Here is a 17,339-nt window from a genome sequence, read left to right as displayed (position 1 = left end):
CTCCTGGAGCGTGAGCGCTGCCGGCGTCCCCTACTCTCCGGCCCGAGATTCCGGACATCTTGCGGCCGGCGGCCTGGCGCCGGCGAGCGGCTGTCGGCACCTTCCCGTCCCCCGTCCCCCGTCCCCATGACCGACCCCGCGCTCGACGCCCGCCAGATCGCCGAGGCCGTCGCCGCCGTCCGCGCCCACACCGATCTGGTGCCCCGGCTGGCGCTCGTGCTGGGCTCCGGCCTGGGCGCGCTCGCCGACGAGGTCGAGGACGCCGTGACGCTCTCGACGGCCGACGTGCCCCACTACCCGGTGTCGACGGTTGAGGGCCACGCAGGGCGACTGGTGCTCGGTCCCCTCGCGGGCACGCCGGTGCTCGTGATTCAGGGGCGAATCCACGGGTACGAGGGCCACGACGCCCGGGCGCTCGGCTTCCCGGTCCGACTGGCGAAGGCGCTCGGCGCTCGGGGGCTGGTGCTGACGAACGCGGCGGGCGGGATCAACCCCGCGTTCGGGCCAGGCACGCTGATGCTCATCACCGACCACCTCAACCTGTCGTTCCAGAACCCGCTGGCTGGGCCGGTCGGGGAGGGGGAGGTCCGGTTCCCCGATTTGTCCAACCCGTACGACGAAACGTGGCGGGTGGAGGCTCGTAACATTGCGATAACACAGAAAATTCCGTACCGTGAGGGGGTGTATGTGTGGACCTCCGGTCCCTCGTACGAAACGCCCGCTGAAATCCGCTTTTTCGCCCGTGCCGGGGCTGACGCCGTCGGCATGAGTACTGTGCCCGAGGCCTTGCAAGCCGCCGCGCTCGGCCTGCCCGTCCTCGGGATTTCGACCATCACCAACCCCGCGGCCGGCCTCGACCCGGCGCCCCTCGACCACGCCGACGTGCTGGACGTGGGGCGGCAAGTCCGAGACCGACTCGCTGCCTGGGTCCGCGGCATCGTCGCCGAGACCAGCCCCTAGGCTGGGGGGCCCGGGACTCCTTCGGGAGACACGCCTCGGGACCCATGATCCGCCTCTCGACCGCCGTCCTCGCCGTCCTGCTCGTCGCGCCCGCCGTGGCCGCGACGGGCGACCCGCTCCGGGCCCAGATGTTCAGCGGGGTCGACCGGGAGGCCGTCGAGGTGGGGGGGCTGATCGAGGTCAACATCGAGGTGCTGGCGGTGCCGGCCACGGCGGAGGCCCGGCGGGCGCTCGCCGCCGCGTTCGGGTCGTGGGACGTCGGCCGCCAGCTCGGCGACGGGCTCGCGCTCGCACGGGACAGCGCGCCGATGGAGAAGGCGACGGGCGACATCGTAGAGCTCCAGCGCCGCGTGATCGTCCGCGTGACGAGCGACGCCGTCGACGCCGTTCCGGGTCTTCGGCTGGACGTCGTGGTGGGCGGGCGTCGGTGGTCGCTCGCGACGCGGGTGCACCCGATCCGGACGTACGTCGGCGACGCCGCGGTCGGCGCGGCCGAGCGGTCGGTCGTCGCCATCACGGCCGAGGGCGAGATCGACGGGGTCGGGTTCGAGCGGATCGGCTCGGCGTTCGCCGTGGGCGACGACGCGCTCGTAACGGCGTACCACGTGGTCGTCAGCGCGCGGCGCGTCCGGGTGACGCTGCCCGGAGGGCGCGAGGTCTCGATCAACCGGGCGTGGGCGCTCGACCCGGTCCGCGACGTGGCCGTGCTCCACCTGCCGGCCGAGGTCGGGCGGCGGGCCGGGCTTCGGCCCTTGGTGATCGCGCCAGACGTGGCCGAGGGCGGGGTCGCGTTCACCGCCGGGTGGCCCGCCGGGGTCCAGCGGCGGACGGTCGCCGCGCGGTTCTCCGACCTCGTCCTGGACGGCCAGCGGGTCCGCATGGCCGCCAACGCCGTCCAGCCCGGCGACAGCGGCGGGCCCCTGCTCGACGAGGCCGGCCGCGTGCTGGGCGTCGTCGTGTCGGGCCGCCAGACCGGCGGCGTGCCGGACCTGTTGGACGAGGCCATCTCGCTGGCCTCGGACCCCGGCCCCGCGCTCGGCCGCTACCAGGCCGCCGAGGGCTCGGCACGGCTGACGAGCGCGCTCGCCGAGATCACGCGGATGCTGCCGGCCGCGCGGGCCCACGCCGCCGTCGGCGCGATCCAGGTCCCGGCCCGGCGGTCCGACTGGGACCAGCGGTCGCACATCTCGCTGCTCTGCGAGGCGCTGCGGCAGTCGCCCGACGACGCCGTCTTGCAGTACACGGCCGGGATGATGCTCGAGGAGGTCGGCGAGGTCGGGCTGGCGGCCGGGGCGCTCGACGCCTCGCGCCGGGCCGGATACGTGCCCGCGGGTTACTCGCTGGCGCACCACCTGCTGAGCCGGGGCGAGCTGGCGGCGGCCGTCGGCCTGTTCGCCGAGACGGCCACCGCCGGTCCGTACCGTCGGCTGAGCGCGTTCGGGCAGGCCCAGGCGCTCGTCGGGATGGGCCGCTACCCGGCGGCCGAGCGGGCGCTCGAGGCGGTCCTGGACCACGATGCCCGGTTCGCGCCGGCGCTGTACCTGCTCGGGATCGTCCGGCTGGCGCAGGGCCGGGTCGACGAGGCCCGGGCGCTGTCCGTCCGCTTGGGCACCCGCCCCGGCTGGGCCGACGCGCTCCGGCTACCCATCGAGGCCGAGGCGCTTCGGCCACCGAGGATCGAGCCGCTGCCCCGCGTCGCGTTGCGGTAGGGTTGCTGCTCGCTGACGCTCGCGGGGAATGGGAATGGGGAACGGGGAAAGGGAGGGCGTGGGGCGGCCTGAGGGGGCGTGTGAGAACATCTTCCGCTCACCGCTCACCGCTCACCGCTCACCGCTCACCGCTCACCGCTCACCGCTCACCGCTCACCGCTCGCGGCCCAAGAAGGGGTGAACGGCGGATCGCGGATCGGAGGGCGGGGTAGGTTGACGCATGTCCCCCCTGCTGCCTCTCGTCCCGTACGCCGAGCGCCGTGCGCGCCTCGTCGCCGTGCTCGACCGACGCGCCGTGTTCGACGACGCCGTCGAGGCCTCCGTCCGCGCCATCCTGGACGACGTCTGCCAGCGGGGCGACGCGGCGCTGCTCGACCTGACCGAGCGGTTCGACGGGGTCCGCCCGGAGGCGCTTCGGGTGCCGACGGACGCGCTCGACCGGGCCCTCGACGCGCTCGACCCGGCGCTCCGCGAGACGTTCGAGCAGGCCGCCGCCAACGTCCGCCGGTTCCACGAACGCGAGATGCCGGCCTCGTGGACGCACGACGACGGCGACGGCGTCACGGTCGGCCAGCGGATCTCGCCCGTCGAGCGGGCCGGGCTCTACGTGCCCGCCGGGACGGCACCGTTGCCGTCGAGCGTCATCATGAACGCCGTCCCGGCCCAGGTCGCTGGCGTCGACGAGGTCTGGGTGTGCAGCCCGCCCGGGCCCGACGGGCTGCCGCACCCCCTCGTCCTGGCGACGGCCCGGCTGCTCGGGCTCGATCACGTGGTCGCCGTGGGCGGGGCGCAGGCCGTCGGGGCACTGGCCTTCGGGACCGAGACCGTGCCGCGCGTCGACGTGGTGGTGGGGCCGGGCAACGCCTACGTCGCGACGGCCAAGAAGCTCGTCGTGGGCCAGGTCGGGATCGACTCGGTGGCCGGGCCGAGCGAGGTCGTCGTGCTGGCCGACGACTCGGCCGACCCCACGTGGGCGGCGGCCGACCTGCTGGCCCAGGCCGAGCACGACGAGCGCGCCAGCGCCGTCCTGGTGACCCCGAGCCGCGCCCTCGCGGAAGCCGTCCGGGCCGAGGTCGACCGGCTCGTCCCGACGCTGGCGCGTGCCGACGTGCTCCGCGCGTCGCTCCCCGCCTTCGGCGCCGCCGTCGTGACCGACTCGATGGACGACGCCGTGGCGTGCGTCGACGAGCTGGCGCCCGAGCACCTGGTCATCCTGTCCGACGACGCCGACGCGCTGTGGGGCCGGGTCCGCCACGCGGGCGCCGTCTTCCTGGGCCACCTCACGCCCGAGCCCGTCGGCGACTACTTCGCCGGTCCGAACCACGTGTTGCCGACCGGCGGCACGGCCCGGTTCGCGTCGGCGCTCGGCGTCGGCGTGTTCCTGCGGCGGCAGTCGGTCGTCCGCTACTCGGCCGCCCGGCTGGCGGAGTCCGGCGAGGCCATCGCCCGGTTCGCCGAGGCCGAGGGGCTCGACGCCCACGCGCTCGCCGTCCGCGTCCGAATGGGTGACGAGTCAAGGGCGAAGGGTGAAGAGCCCGTCCCCTCGACCGCGGCGATCAAGTAGCCGGCTCGTCACTCTTTACCCATCACTCCTTACCCGATGCCCCCCGTCCACCTCGTCCGTCCCGAGATCCGTGCCGAGCGGGCCTACCGCGTCCCCACGACGATCGACGTGGAGGCGAAGGTGGACCAGAACGAGAGCCCGTACGACCTGCCCGACGCGATCAAGCGGGCCGCGCTCGACGCTTTCGCCGAGACGCCCTGGAACCGGTACCCCGACGACCGGCCGCACCGGCTCGTCCGCGCCGTCGAACAGCGGGAGGGGCTGCCGGCCGGCTCCGTCATCGTCGGGCGCGGGTCGAACGAGCTGGCGCAGACGCTCGGGCTCTGCTTCCTCGACGCCGGCACGCCAGTCGTCCTGCCGAGCCCGATGTTCGCGCTCTACGCCAGCGTCGCCCGGATGCACGGGGCCCGGGTCGTCGACGTCCCCGCCGGGCCCGACCTCCGCCACGACCCCGACGCCGTCCTCGACGCCGCCGTCGGCGCCGACGCGCCGCTCACGATTGTCACGACGCCCAACAACCCGACGGGCCAGACCCTCGCCCACGCCGACCTGGGGCGGCTGGCGGCTGGCGTCCCCGGCGTGCTCGTCGTCGACGAGGCATACCACGAGTTTTTGGACGGCCCGACGGCGACCGACCTGCTCAAGGCCCACGACAACGTGCTGGTGATGCGGACGTTCTCGAAGGCGTTCGGGTTGGCGGGCGTCCGCCTGGGCGTGCTGATGGGGCACCCCGACCTGATGGCCGAGATCGAGAAGTCGCGGCTGCCGTTTCTGGTGGGCCGGCTGGGGGAGGAGGTGGGGCTGGCGATCTTGGACCGCCGCGACCTCGTCGCCGAGCGCGTGGCCGAACTGAAGGCCGAGCGCGAGTCTCTCGAAGCGTGGTTCGCCGCCCGCGACGGCGTCGAGGTGCTGCCCGGCGCCGCCAACTTCTTCCTCATTCGGACGCCGATGGACGCCCACGACCTGCAACGGCGGCTGGCCGAGCGCGGCGTCCTCGTCCGCGACGTCACCGGCTACCCGGCGCTGGCGCCCCGCGACGGCAAGCCCGGCTGGCTCCGCGTGTCGGTCGGCGCCCCGGCCGAGAACGCGGCGATCCGCCGCGCCTTCCTCGCGGTGGTCGGAGAGACGGGGGACGAGTGACCCCGGCAGCGCGCCCGTACGCCACCCGCCCTCACCCTCTCCCACAGGGAGAGGGGACGTCGTAGGCGAGCTCTCCTCCACCGAGCCGAGAGGGCTCGGCTCCAACCGCCGAAGCTCTGGACGACGAACCCTGAACCCCGAACCCTGCCATGACCTTGCTCGACGACCTCCGCTGGCGCGGCGTCCTCTACGACCACACGCCCGACCTCGACGACCACCTCGCCGAGGGCTCGCGCGTGGCCTACTGCGGGTTCGACCCGACGGCCGACAGCTTGCACGTCGGCTCGCTCGTGCCGGTGATGGGGCTGGCGCGGTGGCAGCGACACGGCCACACGCCCATCGCCCTCGTCGGCGGCGGGACCGGGCTCATCGGCGACCCGTCGGGCAAGGCGAACGAGCGGTCGCTGCTCACGCGCGAGCAGGTCGACGCCAACGCGGCCGGCATCCGGCGCCAGCTCGAGCGGTTCCTCGACTTCGACGGCCCGCACGCCGCCCGGATGGCCAACAACGCCGACTGGCTGACAAGCATCCCGCTGACGGACTTCCTGCGCGACGTCGGCAAGCACTTCACGGTCGGCTACATGACGGCCAAGGAGTCGGTCCGGAGCCGGGTCGAGAGCGGGCTGTCGTTCACCGAGTTCAGCTACATGCTGCTCCAGGCGTACGACTTCCTCCGGCTTTACCAGACCGAAGGGGCCACGGTCCAACTCGGCGGGAGCGACCAGTGGGGCAACATCACGGCCGGCACGGAGCTCATCCGGCGGAGCGCGGGCGGCAAGGCGCACGGGCTCGTGATGCCGCTCGTGACGAACGCCGCCGGGACCAAGTTCGGCAAGACCGAGGCCGGGACCGTCTGGCTCGACCCCGAGCGGACGTCGCCGTACCGGTTCTACCAGTTCTGGCTGAACACCGACGACCGCGACGTGGTCGCCTACCTCAAGTTCTTCACCTGGCTCGGCCGCGACGAGATCGAGGCGCTGGAGGCGGCGATGGCCGAGCGGCCCGGCGCGCGCCAAGCCCAGCGGGCGCTGGCGCGCGAGGTCACGACCCTCGTCCACGGCGAGGCGGCGACCGAGGCGGCCGAGCGGGCCGGGCGGGCGCTGTTCGGCGGCGACCTCTCGGAGCTGAGCTCGGCGGCGCTGGCCGAGGTGTTCGAGGAGGCCCCGTCGGTCGAGGTCCCGGCGTCCCGCTTTGAAGGCGACGGCGTGGGCGTGGTCGACCTGCTGGTCGAGGCCGGGCTGGTGTCGTCGCGGGGCGAGGCCAAGCGGGCCGTCACCGGCGGCGGCGTCCGCGTGGGCGACGCGCGCGTCCAAGATCTCGGGCAGACGCTGACCCGGGCCGACGCCGTCGACGGGGCCGTCGTGGTGCTGCGGAAGGGCAAAAAGTCGGTGGCCCTGGTCCGCCTGGTGTAGTGCGCCGAACCGCGCGCGCCGTGCCCGGTTCGGGGATGAGCGCGGGCGGCGGACCGTATCTTGCGCGCCTTACCGGACCGATCTACTGACTCTCCATGGACTACATCCAGGTCGACATCATCGGGCTCTCGACGAGCCCCTCGTCCGGGGGCGCCTACGCCCTGGTGCTCGGCGAGGTCGGCGGCAACCGGCGGCTCCCCATCATCATCGGGGCGTTCGAGGCCCAGGCCATCGCGTTGGAACTGGAGAAGATCCAGCCGCCGCGCCCGATGACCCACGACCTGCTCCGGTCGCTCTTCGACACGCTCGGCGCCGACGTGACCGACGTCGTCATCGACGACCTCCGCGAGGGGACGTTCTTCGCCAAGATCCGCTACGTCCACGACGGCGAGGAGGCCACGCTCGACGCCCGCCCCTCGGACGCCGTGGCCCTCGCCGTCCGCACCGACGCCGACCTGTTCGTGGCCTCGGGCGTGCTCGACGAGGCCGGCATCCCGGCCGACGACGAGGGCGAGCCGGTCGAGTCCGACGCCGAGCCGGAGTTCGAGAGCGCGGCGTCCTCGGCCATGTCACGGCTCGACCGAATGGAGAACCAGCTCGAAAAGGCCATCGCCGACGAGGACTACGAGGCGGCGGCCCGGCTGCGCGACGAGATCGCGCGGATGCGCGAGGGGAACTAGCGGGTGAGGGGCCACGGGTGATGAGTGATGCGTCCGGGGTGACGGGGGGAGCCCTCGCCACGCCTCAGCCCTCGCTCCTCCCGGGTCCCGCCGTCGAGACGATTCCGCACGCGGTGCTGGGCGGGTCCGCGCTGTTCCGGGCCTACGTCGGGGCCGAGCCGGCGGCGCTCGCGTTTTACCGATGGTCGCCCCACGACCCGGCCGACCGCGCCCGAGCCGCTTGCGTCGCCGCCCAAGCCGCGACCGCCCGGGGCACGCGCGACGCCGTCGCCGACGTGCTCGCCGAGCAGAACCGGACGTGGGGCGCGAGCGACGACGTGCTGGCGCTCGTCGAGACGCTCCGCCGGCCCGACGCCGTGGCCGTCGTCACGGGCCAGCAACTCGGGCTGTTCGCCGGCCCGCTCTACACGGTCTACAAAGCGCAGACGGCCGTCCGCCTGGCGGCGCGGCTGGCGGACGAGGCCGGCTGCCCGGCCGTCCCCGTGTTCTGGCTGGCCGACGAGGACCACGACGTCGCCGAGATCCGCCGGGCGGCGTTCGTCGACGGCGAGCACGTCCGCTATTGCACCTACGACGACGGACGCCCGCCCGACGCCGACCGCGGGCCCGTCGGCCGGATCGTCCTCGATGCGGCGGCCACCGAGCGGGCGCTCGCCGAGCTGGAGGCCGCGCTCCCCGACGGGCCCGGCCGCGCCGACGCCTTGCGCTTGGCTCGCGACGCCTACGTCCCCGGCCGGACGATGCGCGACGCCTTCGCCCACCTCTTGCGCGCGCTCGTCCCCGACATCGTCCTGATGTCGGCCGACGACGCGCGGCTCAAGCGGCTCGCGGCGCCCGTCTTCGAGCGCGAGGCGCGGGCGTGGCCCGAGACGCTGGCGTCGTTGGAGGAGCGGAGCCGGGCGCTCGTTGACGCCGGGTTCCACGCCCAGATCGGGCCCACGCCCGTCAACCTGTTCGTGATGGGGGAGGGGGCCCGGACCCCGCTCGACCCGGACGACGGCGGCGGCTTCGTCCGGCGCGGCACGGGCGAGCCGATCTCGACCGACGACCTGCGGGCACGGATCGACGCCGACCCCGTCTCGATCAGCCCGAACGTCGTGTTGCGGCCGCTCGTCCAGGACACGTTGCTGCCAACGGCGGCGTACGTCGCGGGCCCCGGCGAGGCGGCGTACTTCGCCCAACTCGGCCCGGTCTACGAGCGGTTCGGCGTGCCGATGCCCGTCATCGAACCGCGCTTGAGCCTGACCGTCGTCGAGCCGGGCGTGGCCAAGGTGCTCGACCGCTACGGCCTGTCGGTGCCCGATCTCGGCGCCGGCGCCGTGGACCCGCAGCAGCGGTTGCACGCGCTGTGGCGCCGCCTCGCACTGGAGGCGTCCGACACCGATCTCGAAGCCGCGTTCGCCCAGGCCACCGACGCCGCGCTCGGCGCCGTCGACGCGCTCGGGCCCGTTGTGTCGGAGGCGGATGCGACGTTGACCTCGACCGTCGGGTCCACGCGGCGGGCGGTTGAGAAAGCGCTCGACGTGCTCGCCACCAAAACCATTCGGGCGGAGAAGCGGACCCACGAGATCGTCCGCGCGCGGCTGGCGCGGGCGCAGGCGGCACTGTGGCCCGACGGCGCGTTGCAGGAGCGCGCGCTCGGCCCGCTCGGCGTCGTCGCGCGGCACGGGCTCGGCGCGCTCGCAGAGATCGTCGACGCGGTCCCGCTCGACGCGACGGTCCACCACGTCGTCCGCCCATGACCGAGCTGTTCTCGCCGCTCGTCGAGCGGGCCATCGAGGTCGCGGCCGAGTGGCACGACGGGACGTACCGGAAGGGCCGGTGGAGCGACCCGTGCGTTCAGGACCCCGGCGGCACGCCGTCGCGCGTCCCGGCGATGGCCCACGTGACGACCGTCGCGCTCACCGTCCAGCGGGCCGGCTGGGGCGACGACGCCGTCGCGGCGGCCTTCCTCCACGACGCGCTCGAAGACGCCAACCGCCACGGCGACACGCTGGCGCGGGCGACGTTGGTGGCGCTCGTCGGCGAGACGGTCACCCGGATCGTCGAGGCCGTCAGCGAACCCAAGCGGGACGCCGACGGGGCGTGGCTGCCGTGGCGCGTCCGGAAGGAGGCGTACCTCGCGGCGCTGGCGGCGGGGCCGGTCGAGGCCGTCGCGGTCTCGCTCGCCGACAAGCTCCACAACGCCTACTCGATGGCGTCGAGCCTGGAGACCGGGATCGACATCTTCACGTCGGCGCCGGGCCGCCGCGGGCTCTCGGCCGGGGCGGTCGATCAGCGGTGGTTTTTCGAGGCCGTCCTCGACGAGAGCCGGTCGGCCGACGACCCGCGCCTGGTCCCGATGCGCGAGCGGCTCCGAGTTGAGGTCGCCCGGTTCGTGGCCGCCGCCGGGATCGGGTAGCTAGGGGAGGAGCACGATCCGCCGGGTCTCCCTCGTCGCGGGCGTCCGGACGACGCAGAGGTAGAGGCCGCCGGGGAGCGTCGCGCCGGCGTCGTCGGTCCCGTCCCACTCGACCGTCCGGAGCCCCGCTGCGAAGGGCCGCCCGTCGGCGAGCTGGCGGACCCGGCGGCCGTGGACGGTGAACACGGTGACGGTGACCTCCGTCGGCTCCCGGAGGACGAACTCGACGGTGGCCGGCCCGGCCGTCGGGTTGGGGTAGCTCCGGAGGCCGAGGGTCTCGCCCGTCTCGGGGTCCACGTCCGGGTCGAGGGCGACGGCCACGTCGTGGGCGGGGAGCTGGGCCTCGAGCTCGGCCCGGACGTCGGCGTAGTCGGGGTGGCCGGCCACGTTCGTCCACTCGAGCGGGTCGACCTCGTGGTCGTAGAGCTCCTCGGTCCCGTCGCGGTAGCGGATGTAGCGGTACCGCTCGGTCCGGAGCGAGTGGTTCTGGTACATCCAGGTCGAGAGCGCCGGCCGGTCCCAGGGGGCGTCGGGGTTGGCGAGCAGCGGCGCCAGCGACTGCCCGTCGCACTGCTCCGGCGTCGGGAGCCCGCAGAGGTCGGTCAGAGTCGGGAACAGGTCGACGAGCTCGACGGTGCGCCCGGAGACTTGGCCGCCGGTCCCGGAGCCGGGGAGGGCCAGCGCCTCCGGGACGTGGACGAACAGGGGGATCCGCGTGGCCTCCTCCCAGAGCGCGTTCTTCTCCCAGTGGAGCTTCTCACCGAGGTGGAACCCGTGGTCGCTCCACACCACCACGATCGTGTTGTCGGCGTGGGGGCTCGCCGCGAGCCCGTCGAGCAGGCGGCCGGCCTGGTCGTCGGCGTAGGCGATGGTCGCGAGGTAGGCCGCGACGGCGTCGTCCCAGATCCCGTACGTCGAGACGTGCTCGGTCCGGGTGTAGCGCTCGACCATCCGCCAGCCGATCCGCGGGACGTCGACCAAGTCGTCCTCGATCACCTCGGGGAGGACCACGTCCTGAGGCGGGAAGAGGTCGAAGAACCGCCGGGGCGCGTACCACGGGAGGTGCGGCTTGAACAGGCCGGCGGCGAAGAAGAACGGCCGCGTCCGCGGCTGGGCCAGCTTGTCGAGGCACCAGTCGACCACCTTGTGGTCGCCGTACTCCTCCTCGGGCGCGTCGGGCGTCCCCCAGTCGAACCCGCGGATGGCGGGGAGCCCGTTGAGCGACCCGTCGAGGTTCGGGTTGTGGACCAGGCGCGGCGGGAACAGCTGGTGGTCCCAGAGCCAGGTCTCGCCGGGCGGCCCGAACTTGTCCGTGTGGTGGTACACCTTCCCGCCGGCGAGCGTCTCGTACCCGTGCGACCGGAAGTGGTCGGCGAGGTGGACGGCGGTGGGGATCTGGTCTTGCCACCCGATCTGGGCCGTGTACACGCCGGAACTGTGCGGCCGCATCCCCGTCATCGTGGCGATCCGCGACGGGTGGCAGAGCGGGACCGAGCAGTACGCCCGCGTGAACATCGTCGACCGCTGGGCGAGCCGGTCGAGGTTGGGCGTGTAGGCCTGGGGGTGCCCCCCGTAGACGCCGATCCAGTCGTTGATGTCGTCGATCGAGAAGAAGAGGACGTTGGGAGGAGCCCCGCGGTGGGGCGCCGCGTCGGCGCTCGAGGGGGCCAGGCCCAACGCGGAGCCGAGGACGGTCCCTCCCAACGAGGTCAGAAATTGGCGGCGGTCGGGCATCAGGCGGTGGGGGCGCGTCGCGCGTCAATGTAGAGCGCGCGGGGCCAGGACGGCCCGGCGGGCGTGGCCGGTCGGCCGGGGGCTCGGGACCTGCGACAGGCCGTGTCCGTATCGAAGCGGTCCCCCTCCGGTCTCGTGCTCCGCGCTGCCCTCGCCTGCCTCGTCATCCTGGTCGGCTGCGGCGACCCGCCGCCCGCGGACGCCCCGCCGACCGAGGCCGCGGTGCGCTTCGACGCCCCGGCCCGGGACGTGCGCCCCGGCGTCCGGCTCGACCGGATCCTGGCGGCCAGCAGCGACGCAGCCGCCCTCGTCGAGTCCCTCCGGCCACCGCGGGGTCAGCGGGCGGAGCCGGTCGCGAACCGACACGTGGCCGGCCAGGTCGACACCGTTCGGACGTGGGCCTACGACGGCTTGGCCCTCGAGATCTACGACGTCACCGGCGGCCCAGCGCTCGTGCAACGGCTCACCGTGACGTCCGGCGCGTACGGGACGGCCGACGGGCTGGCGGTGGGGGAGACGCGCACGGCCCTCGAAGAGACGCTCGGCCGGGCGGTGTCGGAGGCCGACCGCGTCGCGACGTACGAGCTGGACGGGGCGCTCCCGACGACGGTGCGGGTGACGTACGAGCCCGACCGAGAGGGCGTCCCACGGGCGAGCACCATCGAGTGGCGCCCGCCGGTCGAGTAGCGGCGGCGCACGCCCCGCCGCCGATCAGCGCAGCGCGGCGTGGTCGACCATGAGGCAACGGTCGGCGACGTAGGGCAGGCCGGCCTCCTGGGCGAGCTGCTCGGCCTCGGCAGAGTGGACGCCGATCTGGGTCCAGATGGTCGGCCGGTCGCCCGTCCGCTCCGACCGGCGCGCGGCGTCGCGGACGACGTCGGCCGTGAACTCGGGCCGGCGGAACACGTCGACGACGTCGATCTGGACGTCGTCGGGGACCGCGTCGAGGGTGGGGTAGGCCGTCTCGCCCAGGATCTCGTCGTGGTTCGGGTTGACCGGGATCATCGCGAAGCCGGCGTCCTGGATGTAGCGGGCGATCCGGTGGCTCGTCTGGAAGCCGCGCGGCGAGCAGCCGACGACGGCGATCGTGCGGGCGCTGCGGAGGACGGCGGAGACATCGGGCGAACTCAGCATGGGCATCGTGGCGTAGGACGTTCCTAACGACCCCCGCTCGCCGTGGATTCCTCCCCCGTCCAGACGCGCCCGGCCCTCCCCGCCAGCCCCGAGCTGGTGCTCGACTCCGAGACCCTGGCGCTCGCCGACGCGCCACCCGGGGCGCTCGCGCGGCTCGGCCGGCTCTTGCCCGGCGTCGACGCCCTCGTCCGGTTGGCGTACCGGCTCGCGCTCGCCAGCGCCGTCGCCGCGGGCCTGATCGTGGCCGCCGTCGCCAGCGCCACGGCGCTCGCGACGCCGGTGCTGGTCGGGCTGGGAGCGCTCCTGCTCGTCCCAGCCGCGGCCGTCGCCGTCGCCGGCTGGACCCTGGCCGACCTCGCCAGCCTGCCGGGGCAACTCCGCCAGGCGGCCCTCGCGGCGACCGGGCGGGCGGGCGGTGCAGCCGAAAAGGGGAGCCGGATCGCCCGGCTCGTCAAGTCGCTGTGGGCCGCGCGAGGGCTGGCGCTCCTCACCAAGGGCGGATGGCTCCGGGCCGTCGGCGCGCTCCGGTTCGTGCGGCTGGCGAGCCTGCCGTTCGCGCTGGCGCTGCTCGGGTTCGTGGCCCTCAACGGCGTCGTGATCGCGGGCGGCCTCGTCGCGCTCCTCGTCCTCCTGTTCTGATGGGCCCCTCCTCCGACCACCCAGCGCTCCGCTTTCTTCGTCGTCGCCTGGCCCGGGGCGTGCCGTACGGGCTCGGGTTCACGGTCGCGTTCGTCGCCGTCGTGGTCGCGCTGTGGGGGTTCCTCGAGCTGGTCGACGCGGTCACCGAGACCGGCGACGTCGTCCGGTTCGACGCCGTCGCGCATGGCTGGGTGTACGACACGTTCGGGGGCAACCCCGATCTGGGCCGGGCCGTCACCTGGTTCGGCAACAACGCGACGCTCATCGGCTTCGTGGTCGCGGTCGCGCTCGGGCTCGTCGTGACGCGGCGGTATTGGGCCGCGCTCCGGGTGGTAGCCGCGTCGGGCCTGGGCGGGCTCGTCGTGGTCGGGCTGAAGGCGCTGTTCCAGCGCGCGCGGCCGACCGAGCAGATTATCGAGGCGACCGGCTACAGCTTCCCCAGCGGCCACGCCTTCGCGTCGACCGTGTTTTACGGGATGATGGTGTACCTCGTCTGGCGCCTCACCGAGCGGCGGTGGGCGCGCGTGCTGGCGGCCGTGCTCGGCCCGGTTGTGGTCCTGGCCGTCGGGCTGTCGCGGGTGTACCTCAACGTCCACTACCTCAGCGACGTGCTGGCGGGGTGGCTCTCGGGCGCCGCGTGGCTGGTCGCGTGTCTGTTGGTGATCGACGTCGTCGAGACGCGGTACCGGAGCGGGGCCGAGGTGCGCGAGGACGCCGCCCGGCCGCCCGACGCCGAGCCCCAGCCGCACGGGACGCCGATGGAGACGGCGGGGCGGTAGGGGTTCGCGGTTCCACGTGCGTTCCCCCTCGATGGCGACCGCGGCCTGCCGGGAAGCAGGGGGTCCATAGAGCCACGCGCACTCGCCCCGATGGAGACGGCAGGACGAGCGCACGCTACTGATCTCCGGCCCAAACCCCCCGTCCGAGCGCCCCTCGCTTCGCTCAGCGGGCGCTCAGACTGTCCCCCTTCAAGGGGGACAGCTTTCCGAGCCTGGGAGCGGAGCGACCGGCCGGAAAGCGGGGGGTCTGGGGCTAGGCATGCGCTCCCTTGATGGCGACCGCGAGGTCGGGGATCTCCACCGGAGCCCGACGGTAGCTTCCGGCCCCTTCGCGACGACCGCTCCCCAGGCATGGCCGGATACCCCCACGACGACATCGAGACCAAGTGGCAAGCGTTCTGGGACGAGCGCCAGACGTTCCGCCAGCCCGGCCCCGGCGACCCCGGCTTCGACGCCTCCAAGCCCGGGTTCTACGCGCTCGACATGTTCCCGTACCCGTCGGGCACCGGGCTCCACGTGGGCCACCCCGAGGGCTACACGGCGACGGACATCGTGGCCCGCGCCCGGCGGATGCAGGGCTACAACGTGCTCCACCCGATGGGCTGGGACGCCTTCGGGCTCCCCGCCGAGCAGGCGGCGCTCCGCGAGGGGATCCACCCGCGCGTGACGACGGCCCGCAACGAGGAGACCTTCCGGCGCCAGCTCCGGCGGCTCGGGTTCAGCTACGACTGGTCGCGCGAGATCGACACGACGGACCCGGACTACGTCAAGTGGACCCAGTGGATCTTCCTGACGCTCTACGAGCGCGGCCTGGCGTACGAGGCGTTCGCCCCGGTCAACTGGTGCCCCGAGCTCGGCGCGGTCCTGTCGAACGAGGAGGTCGTCGACGGGAAGAGCGAGATCGGCGGGTACCCCGTCGTCCAGGTCCCGATGCGGCAGTGGATGCTCAAGATCACCGAGTACGCCGACCGCCTGCTCGACGGGCTCGACAGTCTCGACTGGCCCGAGTCCGTCAAGGCGATGCAGCGGAACTGGATCGGCCGGAGCGTCGGGGCCGAGGTCGACTTCGGCGTGTTCGGGTACCCCGCGCTCCACGTCCGCGTGTTCACGACGCGGCCGGACACGCTCTTCGGGGCCACCTACATGGTGCTCTCGCCCGAGCACCCGTTGGTGGCCGAGATCACCCAGCCGGACCAGGCCGAGGCCGTCCGCGAGTACGTCGCCCAGGCGGCGCGCAAGACGGAGCGCGACCGCCAGGAGCAGAAGGCCAAGACCGGCGTGTTCACCGGCGCCCACGCCGTCAACCCAGCGTCGGGCGAGAAGGTGCCGATTTGGATCGCCGACTACGTGCTGGCGGGCTACGGGACCGGCGCCATCATGGCCGTGCCGGCCCACGACGCGCGCGACTTCGAGTTCGCCCAGGCGCACGGCCTCCCGATCCGCCCGGTCATCCGCCCGCCGGCCGCCTGGCTCGCCGCCCACGCCGGGCCCGACACACCGACCGAGACGGAGGACGACCTCTTGTTCGGCCGCTACAACGACGACGCGCGGAGCTGGACCGAGGTCTACACCGGCGTCGACGGCACGGTCATGAACTCGGACGCCTCGGGCGGGCCCGTCGCCGACATCGCCGACCGGGGCGTCGCGCTCGACGGCCTGGCGGTGCCCGCGGCGCAAGCCGAGATCATCGCCTGGCTCGAGTCGAACGGGGTCGGGCGCGAGCGGGTCAACTACAAGCTCCGCGACTGGCTGTTCAGCCGCCAGCGTTACTGGGGCGAGCCGATCCCCGTCGTCCACACGACCGACGACGACGGCGACGTGGTGCCCCGGCCGCTCCCCAAGAGCGCGCTCCCCGTGACGCTCCCCGAGGTCGAGGACTACCGGCCGGCCGGCAACGGCGAGAGCCCGCTCGCCTCGGCGACGGACTGGCTGGCAACGACCGACCCCGAGACCGGCCGGCCCGCGCGCCGCGAGACGAACACGATGCCGCAGTGGGCCGGCTCGTGCTGGTACTACCTCCGCTACCTCGACCCGGACAACTCGGAGGCGTTCGTCGATCCCGAGAAGGAGCGGTACTGGATGCCCGTCGACCTGTACGTCGGCGGGGCCGAGCACGCCGTGCTCCACTTGCTCTACGCCCGGTTCTGGCACAAGGTGCTGTTCGACGCCGGCTTGGTGTCCACCGACGAGCCGTTCCAGAAGCTCGTCAACCAGGGCATGATCCTGGGCGAGGTCGAGTACACGGCCTTCCGCCGCGTGGGCAAGGACGGCCAACCGTTCGGGTGGGTCTCGGCCGAGCACGCCGTCGAGATGTTCGCGCCCGACGAGGACGACGGGCCGGCGACGCACCAGGACGACCGCGACGGGGCGCTCCTGGTGGCCGTCACGGTGCCCGAAGGCGACGTCCAGAAGGGCGGCGACGGGTTCGTGCTGGCGGCCCACCCCGACGTCCGCGTGTCGAGCCGGGCCCACAAGATGTCGAAGAGCCGCGGCAACGTGGTCAACCCCGACGACATCGTGGCCGAGTACGGGGCCGACTCGCTCCGGCTCTACGAGATGTTTATGGGCCCGCTCGAGCAGGCCAAGCCGTGGAATACGCGCTCGGTCGACGGCGTCCACCGGTTCCTCGCCCGGGCCTACCGGCTCGTCATCGACCCGGACACGGGCCGCCGCGCGGCGACCGTGATGGAGGCCGAGCCGACGCGCGAGCAGCAGCGCGTGCTCCACGCGACCATCCAGAAGGTGGGCGACGACATCGAGGGCTTGCGGTTCAACACGGCCATCGCGGCGCTGATGGAGTTCGTCAACGCGGCGACCAAGTGGGGCCACATCCCCCACCAAACCGCCGAGGCGTTCACGCTGCTGCTGTCGCCGTTCGCCCCGCACCTCGCCGAGGAGCTGTGGGCGACGCTCGGCCACGACGACACGCTCGCCTTCGAGCCGTGGCCCGAGGCCGACCCCGAGCGGCTTCGGGAGGACTCGGTCGAGATCGCCGTCCAGGTCAACGGCAAGCTCCGCGGGACGGTCTTGGTCGACGCCGACGCGGGCCGGGACGCCATGCTCGCGGTGGCCCGGACCGAGCCCAACGTGGCCCGGTACCTCGACGAGGGGACCGTCCGCAAGGAGATCGCCGTGCCCGGCCGCTTGGTCAACTTCGTTGTGGCGTGAACGGACGGGTCGGCGTCGT

14 protein-coding genes are annotated in these 17,339 nt (G+C 73.5%); 12 read left to right on the top strand and 2 right to left on the bottom strand.

Annotated features, from left to right (window positions below; translation table 11 throughout):
* Positions 1 to 126 precede the first annotated feature (126 nt).
* From ACOOHE_RS13175 to ACOOHE_RS13140, 8 genes are all read left to right on the top strand, one after another.
* Positions 127 to 960 carry a purine-nucleoside phosphorylase gene (locus ACOOHE_RS13175; protein WP_420454545.1) on the top strand — a complete coding sequence of 278 codons (834 nt, stop codon included), beginning with the start codon at positions 127 to 129 and terminating at the stop codon, positions 958 to 960.
* A 44-nt stretch (positions 961 to 1,004) separates the two neighbouring features.
* A complete protein-coding gene (locus ACOOHE_RS13170) occupies positions 1,005 to 2,669 on the top strand; it encodes a trypsin-like peptidase domain-containing protein (RefSeq protein ID WP_420454544.1) in 1,665 nt (554 codons plus the stop codon).
* Positions 2,670 to 2,898: 229 nt separating this feature from the next.
* Positions 2,899 to 4,233 carry a histidinol dehydrogenase gene (hisD, locus tag ACOOHE_RS13165; RefSeq protein WP_420457626.1) on the top strand — a complete coding sequence of 445 codons (1,335 nt, stop codon included), beginning with the start codon at positions 2,899 to 2,901 and terminating at the stop codon, positions 4,231 to 4,233.
* Between the two features lie 36 nt (positions 4,234 to 4,269).
* The gene (locus tag ACOOHE_RS13160) at positions 4,270 to 5,373 is read left to right on the top strand and encodes a pyridoxal phosphate-dependent aminotransferase (RefSeq protein ID WP_420454543.1); all 1,104 of its coding nucleotides are present in this window, start codon (positions 4,270 to 4,272) and stop codon (positions 5,371 to 5,373) included.
* A gap of 149 nt (positions 5,374 to 5,522) precedes the next feature.
* On the top strand, positions 5,523 to 6,785 hold the full coding sequence (tyrS, locus tag ACOOHE_RS13155) for a tyrosine--tRNA ligase (protein ID WP_420454542.1): 1,263 nt from the start codon (positions 5,523 to 5,525) through the stop codon (positions 6,783 to 6,785).
* Between the two features lie 95 nt (positions 6,786 to 6,880).
* Positions 6,881 to 7,465: a bifunctional nuclease domain-containing protein gene (locus ACOOHE_RS13150; protein ID WP_420454541.1), complete on the top strand. Its 585-nt coding sequence runs from the start codon at positions 6,881 to 6,883 to the stop codon at positions 7,463 to 7,465.
* Between the two features lie 20 nt (positions 7,466 to 7,485).
* Positions 7,486 to 9,207 (top strand): bacillithiol biosynthesis cysteine-adding enzyme BshC, encoded by a 1,722-nt coding sequence (bshC, locus tag ACOOHE_RS13145; RefSeq protein ID WP_420454540.1) that lies wholly within the window; start codon positions 7,486 to 7,488, stop codon positions 9,205 to 9,207.
* Complete coding sequence (locus tag ACOOHE_RS13140) at positions 9,204 to 9,866, top strand: HD domain-containing protein (protein WP_420454539.1); 663 nt, start codon at positions 9,204 to 9,206, stop codon at positions 9,864 to 9,866. Before bshC ends, ACOOHE_RS13140 begins: the two co-directional genes overlap by 4 nt.
* On the opposite strand, the gene ACOOHE_RS13135 is transcribed toward ACOOHE_RS13140, so the two are convergent.
* Complete coding sequence (locus tag ACOOHE_RS13135; RefSeq protein ID WP_420454538.1) at positions 9,867 to 11,600, bottom strand: sulfatase-like hydrolase/transferase; 1,734 nt, start codon at positions 11,598 to 11,600, stop codon at positions 9,867 to 9,869.
* Positions 11,601 to 11,735: 135 nt separating this feature from the next.
* On the opposite strand from ACOOHE_RS13135, the gene ACOOHE_RS13130 reads away from it, so the two are divergent.
* Entirely contained in the window at positions 11,736 to 12,287 is a 552-nt protein-coding gene (locus ACOOHE_RS13130) for a hypothetical protein (RefSeq protein WP_420454537.1), read from the top strand.
* A gap of 24 nt (positions 12,288 to 12,311) precedes the next feature.
* Here ACOOHE_RS13130 and ACOOHE_RS13125 read toward each other — a convergent pair whose 3' ends face one another.
* Positions 12,312 to 12,734: a CoA-binding protein gene (locus tag ACOOHE_RS13125; RefSeq protein WP_420454536.1), complete on the bottom strand. Its 423-nt coding sequence runs from the start codon at positions 12,732 to 12,734 to the stop codon at positions 12,312 to 12,314.
* Between the two features lie 42 nt (positions 12,735 to 12,776).
* On the opposite strand from ACOOHE_RS13125, the gene ACOOHE_RS13120 reads away from it, so the two are divergent.
* The 3 genes from ACOOHE_RS13120 (at position 12,777) to leuS (ending at position 17,320) form a co-directional block, all read left to right on the top strand.
* Positions 12,777 to 13,373 (top strand): hypothetical protein, encoded by a 597-nt coding sequence (locus ACOOHE_RS13120; RefSeq protein WP_420454535.1) that lies wholly within the window; start codon positions 12,777 to 12,779, stop codon positions 13,371 to 13,373.
* On the top strand, positions 13,373 to 14,152 hold the full coding sequence (locus tag ACOOHE_RS13115; protein WP_420454534.1) for a phosphatase PAP2 family protein: 780 nt from the start codon (positions 13,373 to 13,375) through the stop codon (positions 14,150 to 14,152). The genes ACOOHE_RS13120 and ACOOHE_RS13115 overlap by 1 nt, the downstream gene beginning before the upstream one ends.
* A gap of 351 nt (positions 14,153 to 14,503) precedes the next feature.
* Positions 14,504 to 17,320, top strand: a complete 2,817-nt coding sequence (gene leuS / locus ACOOHE_RS13110; RefSeq protein WP_420454533.1) for a leucine--tRNA ligase — start codon at positions 14,504 to 14,506, stop codon at positions 17,318 to 17,320.
* Positions 17,321 to 17,339 lie beyond the last annotated feature (19 nt).

The organism is Rubrivirga sp. (assembly GCF_965213695.1).
Taxonomy (GTDB): Bacteria; Bacteroidota; Rhodothermia; order Rhodothermales; family Rubricoccaceae; genus Rubrivirga.
This window is presented reverse-complemented; position numbering and strand designations above follow the sequence as displayed.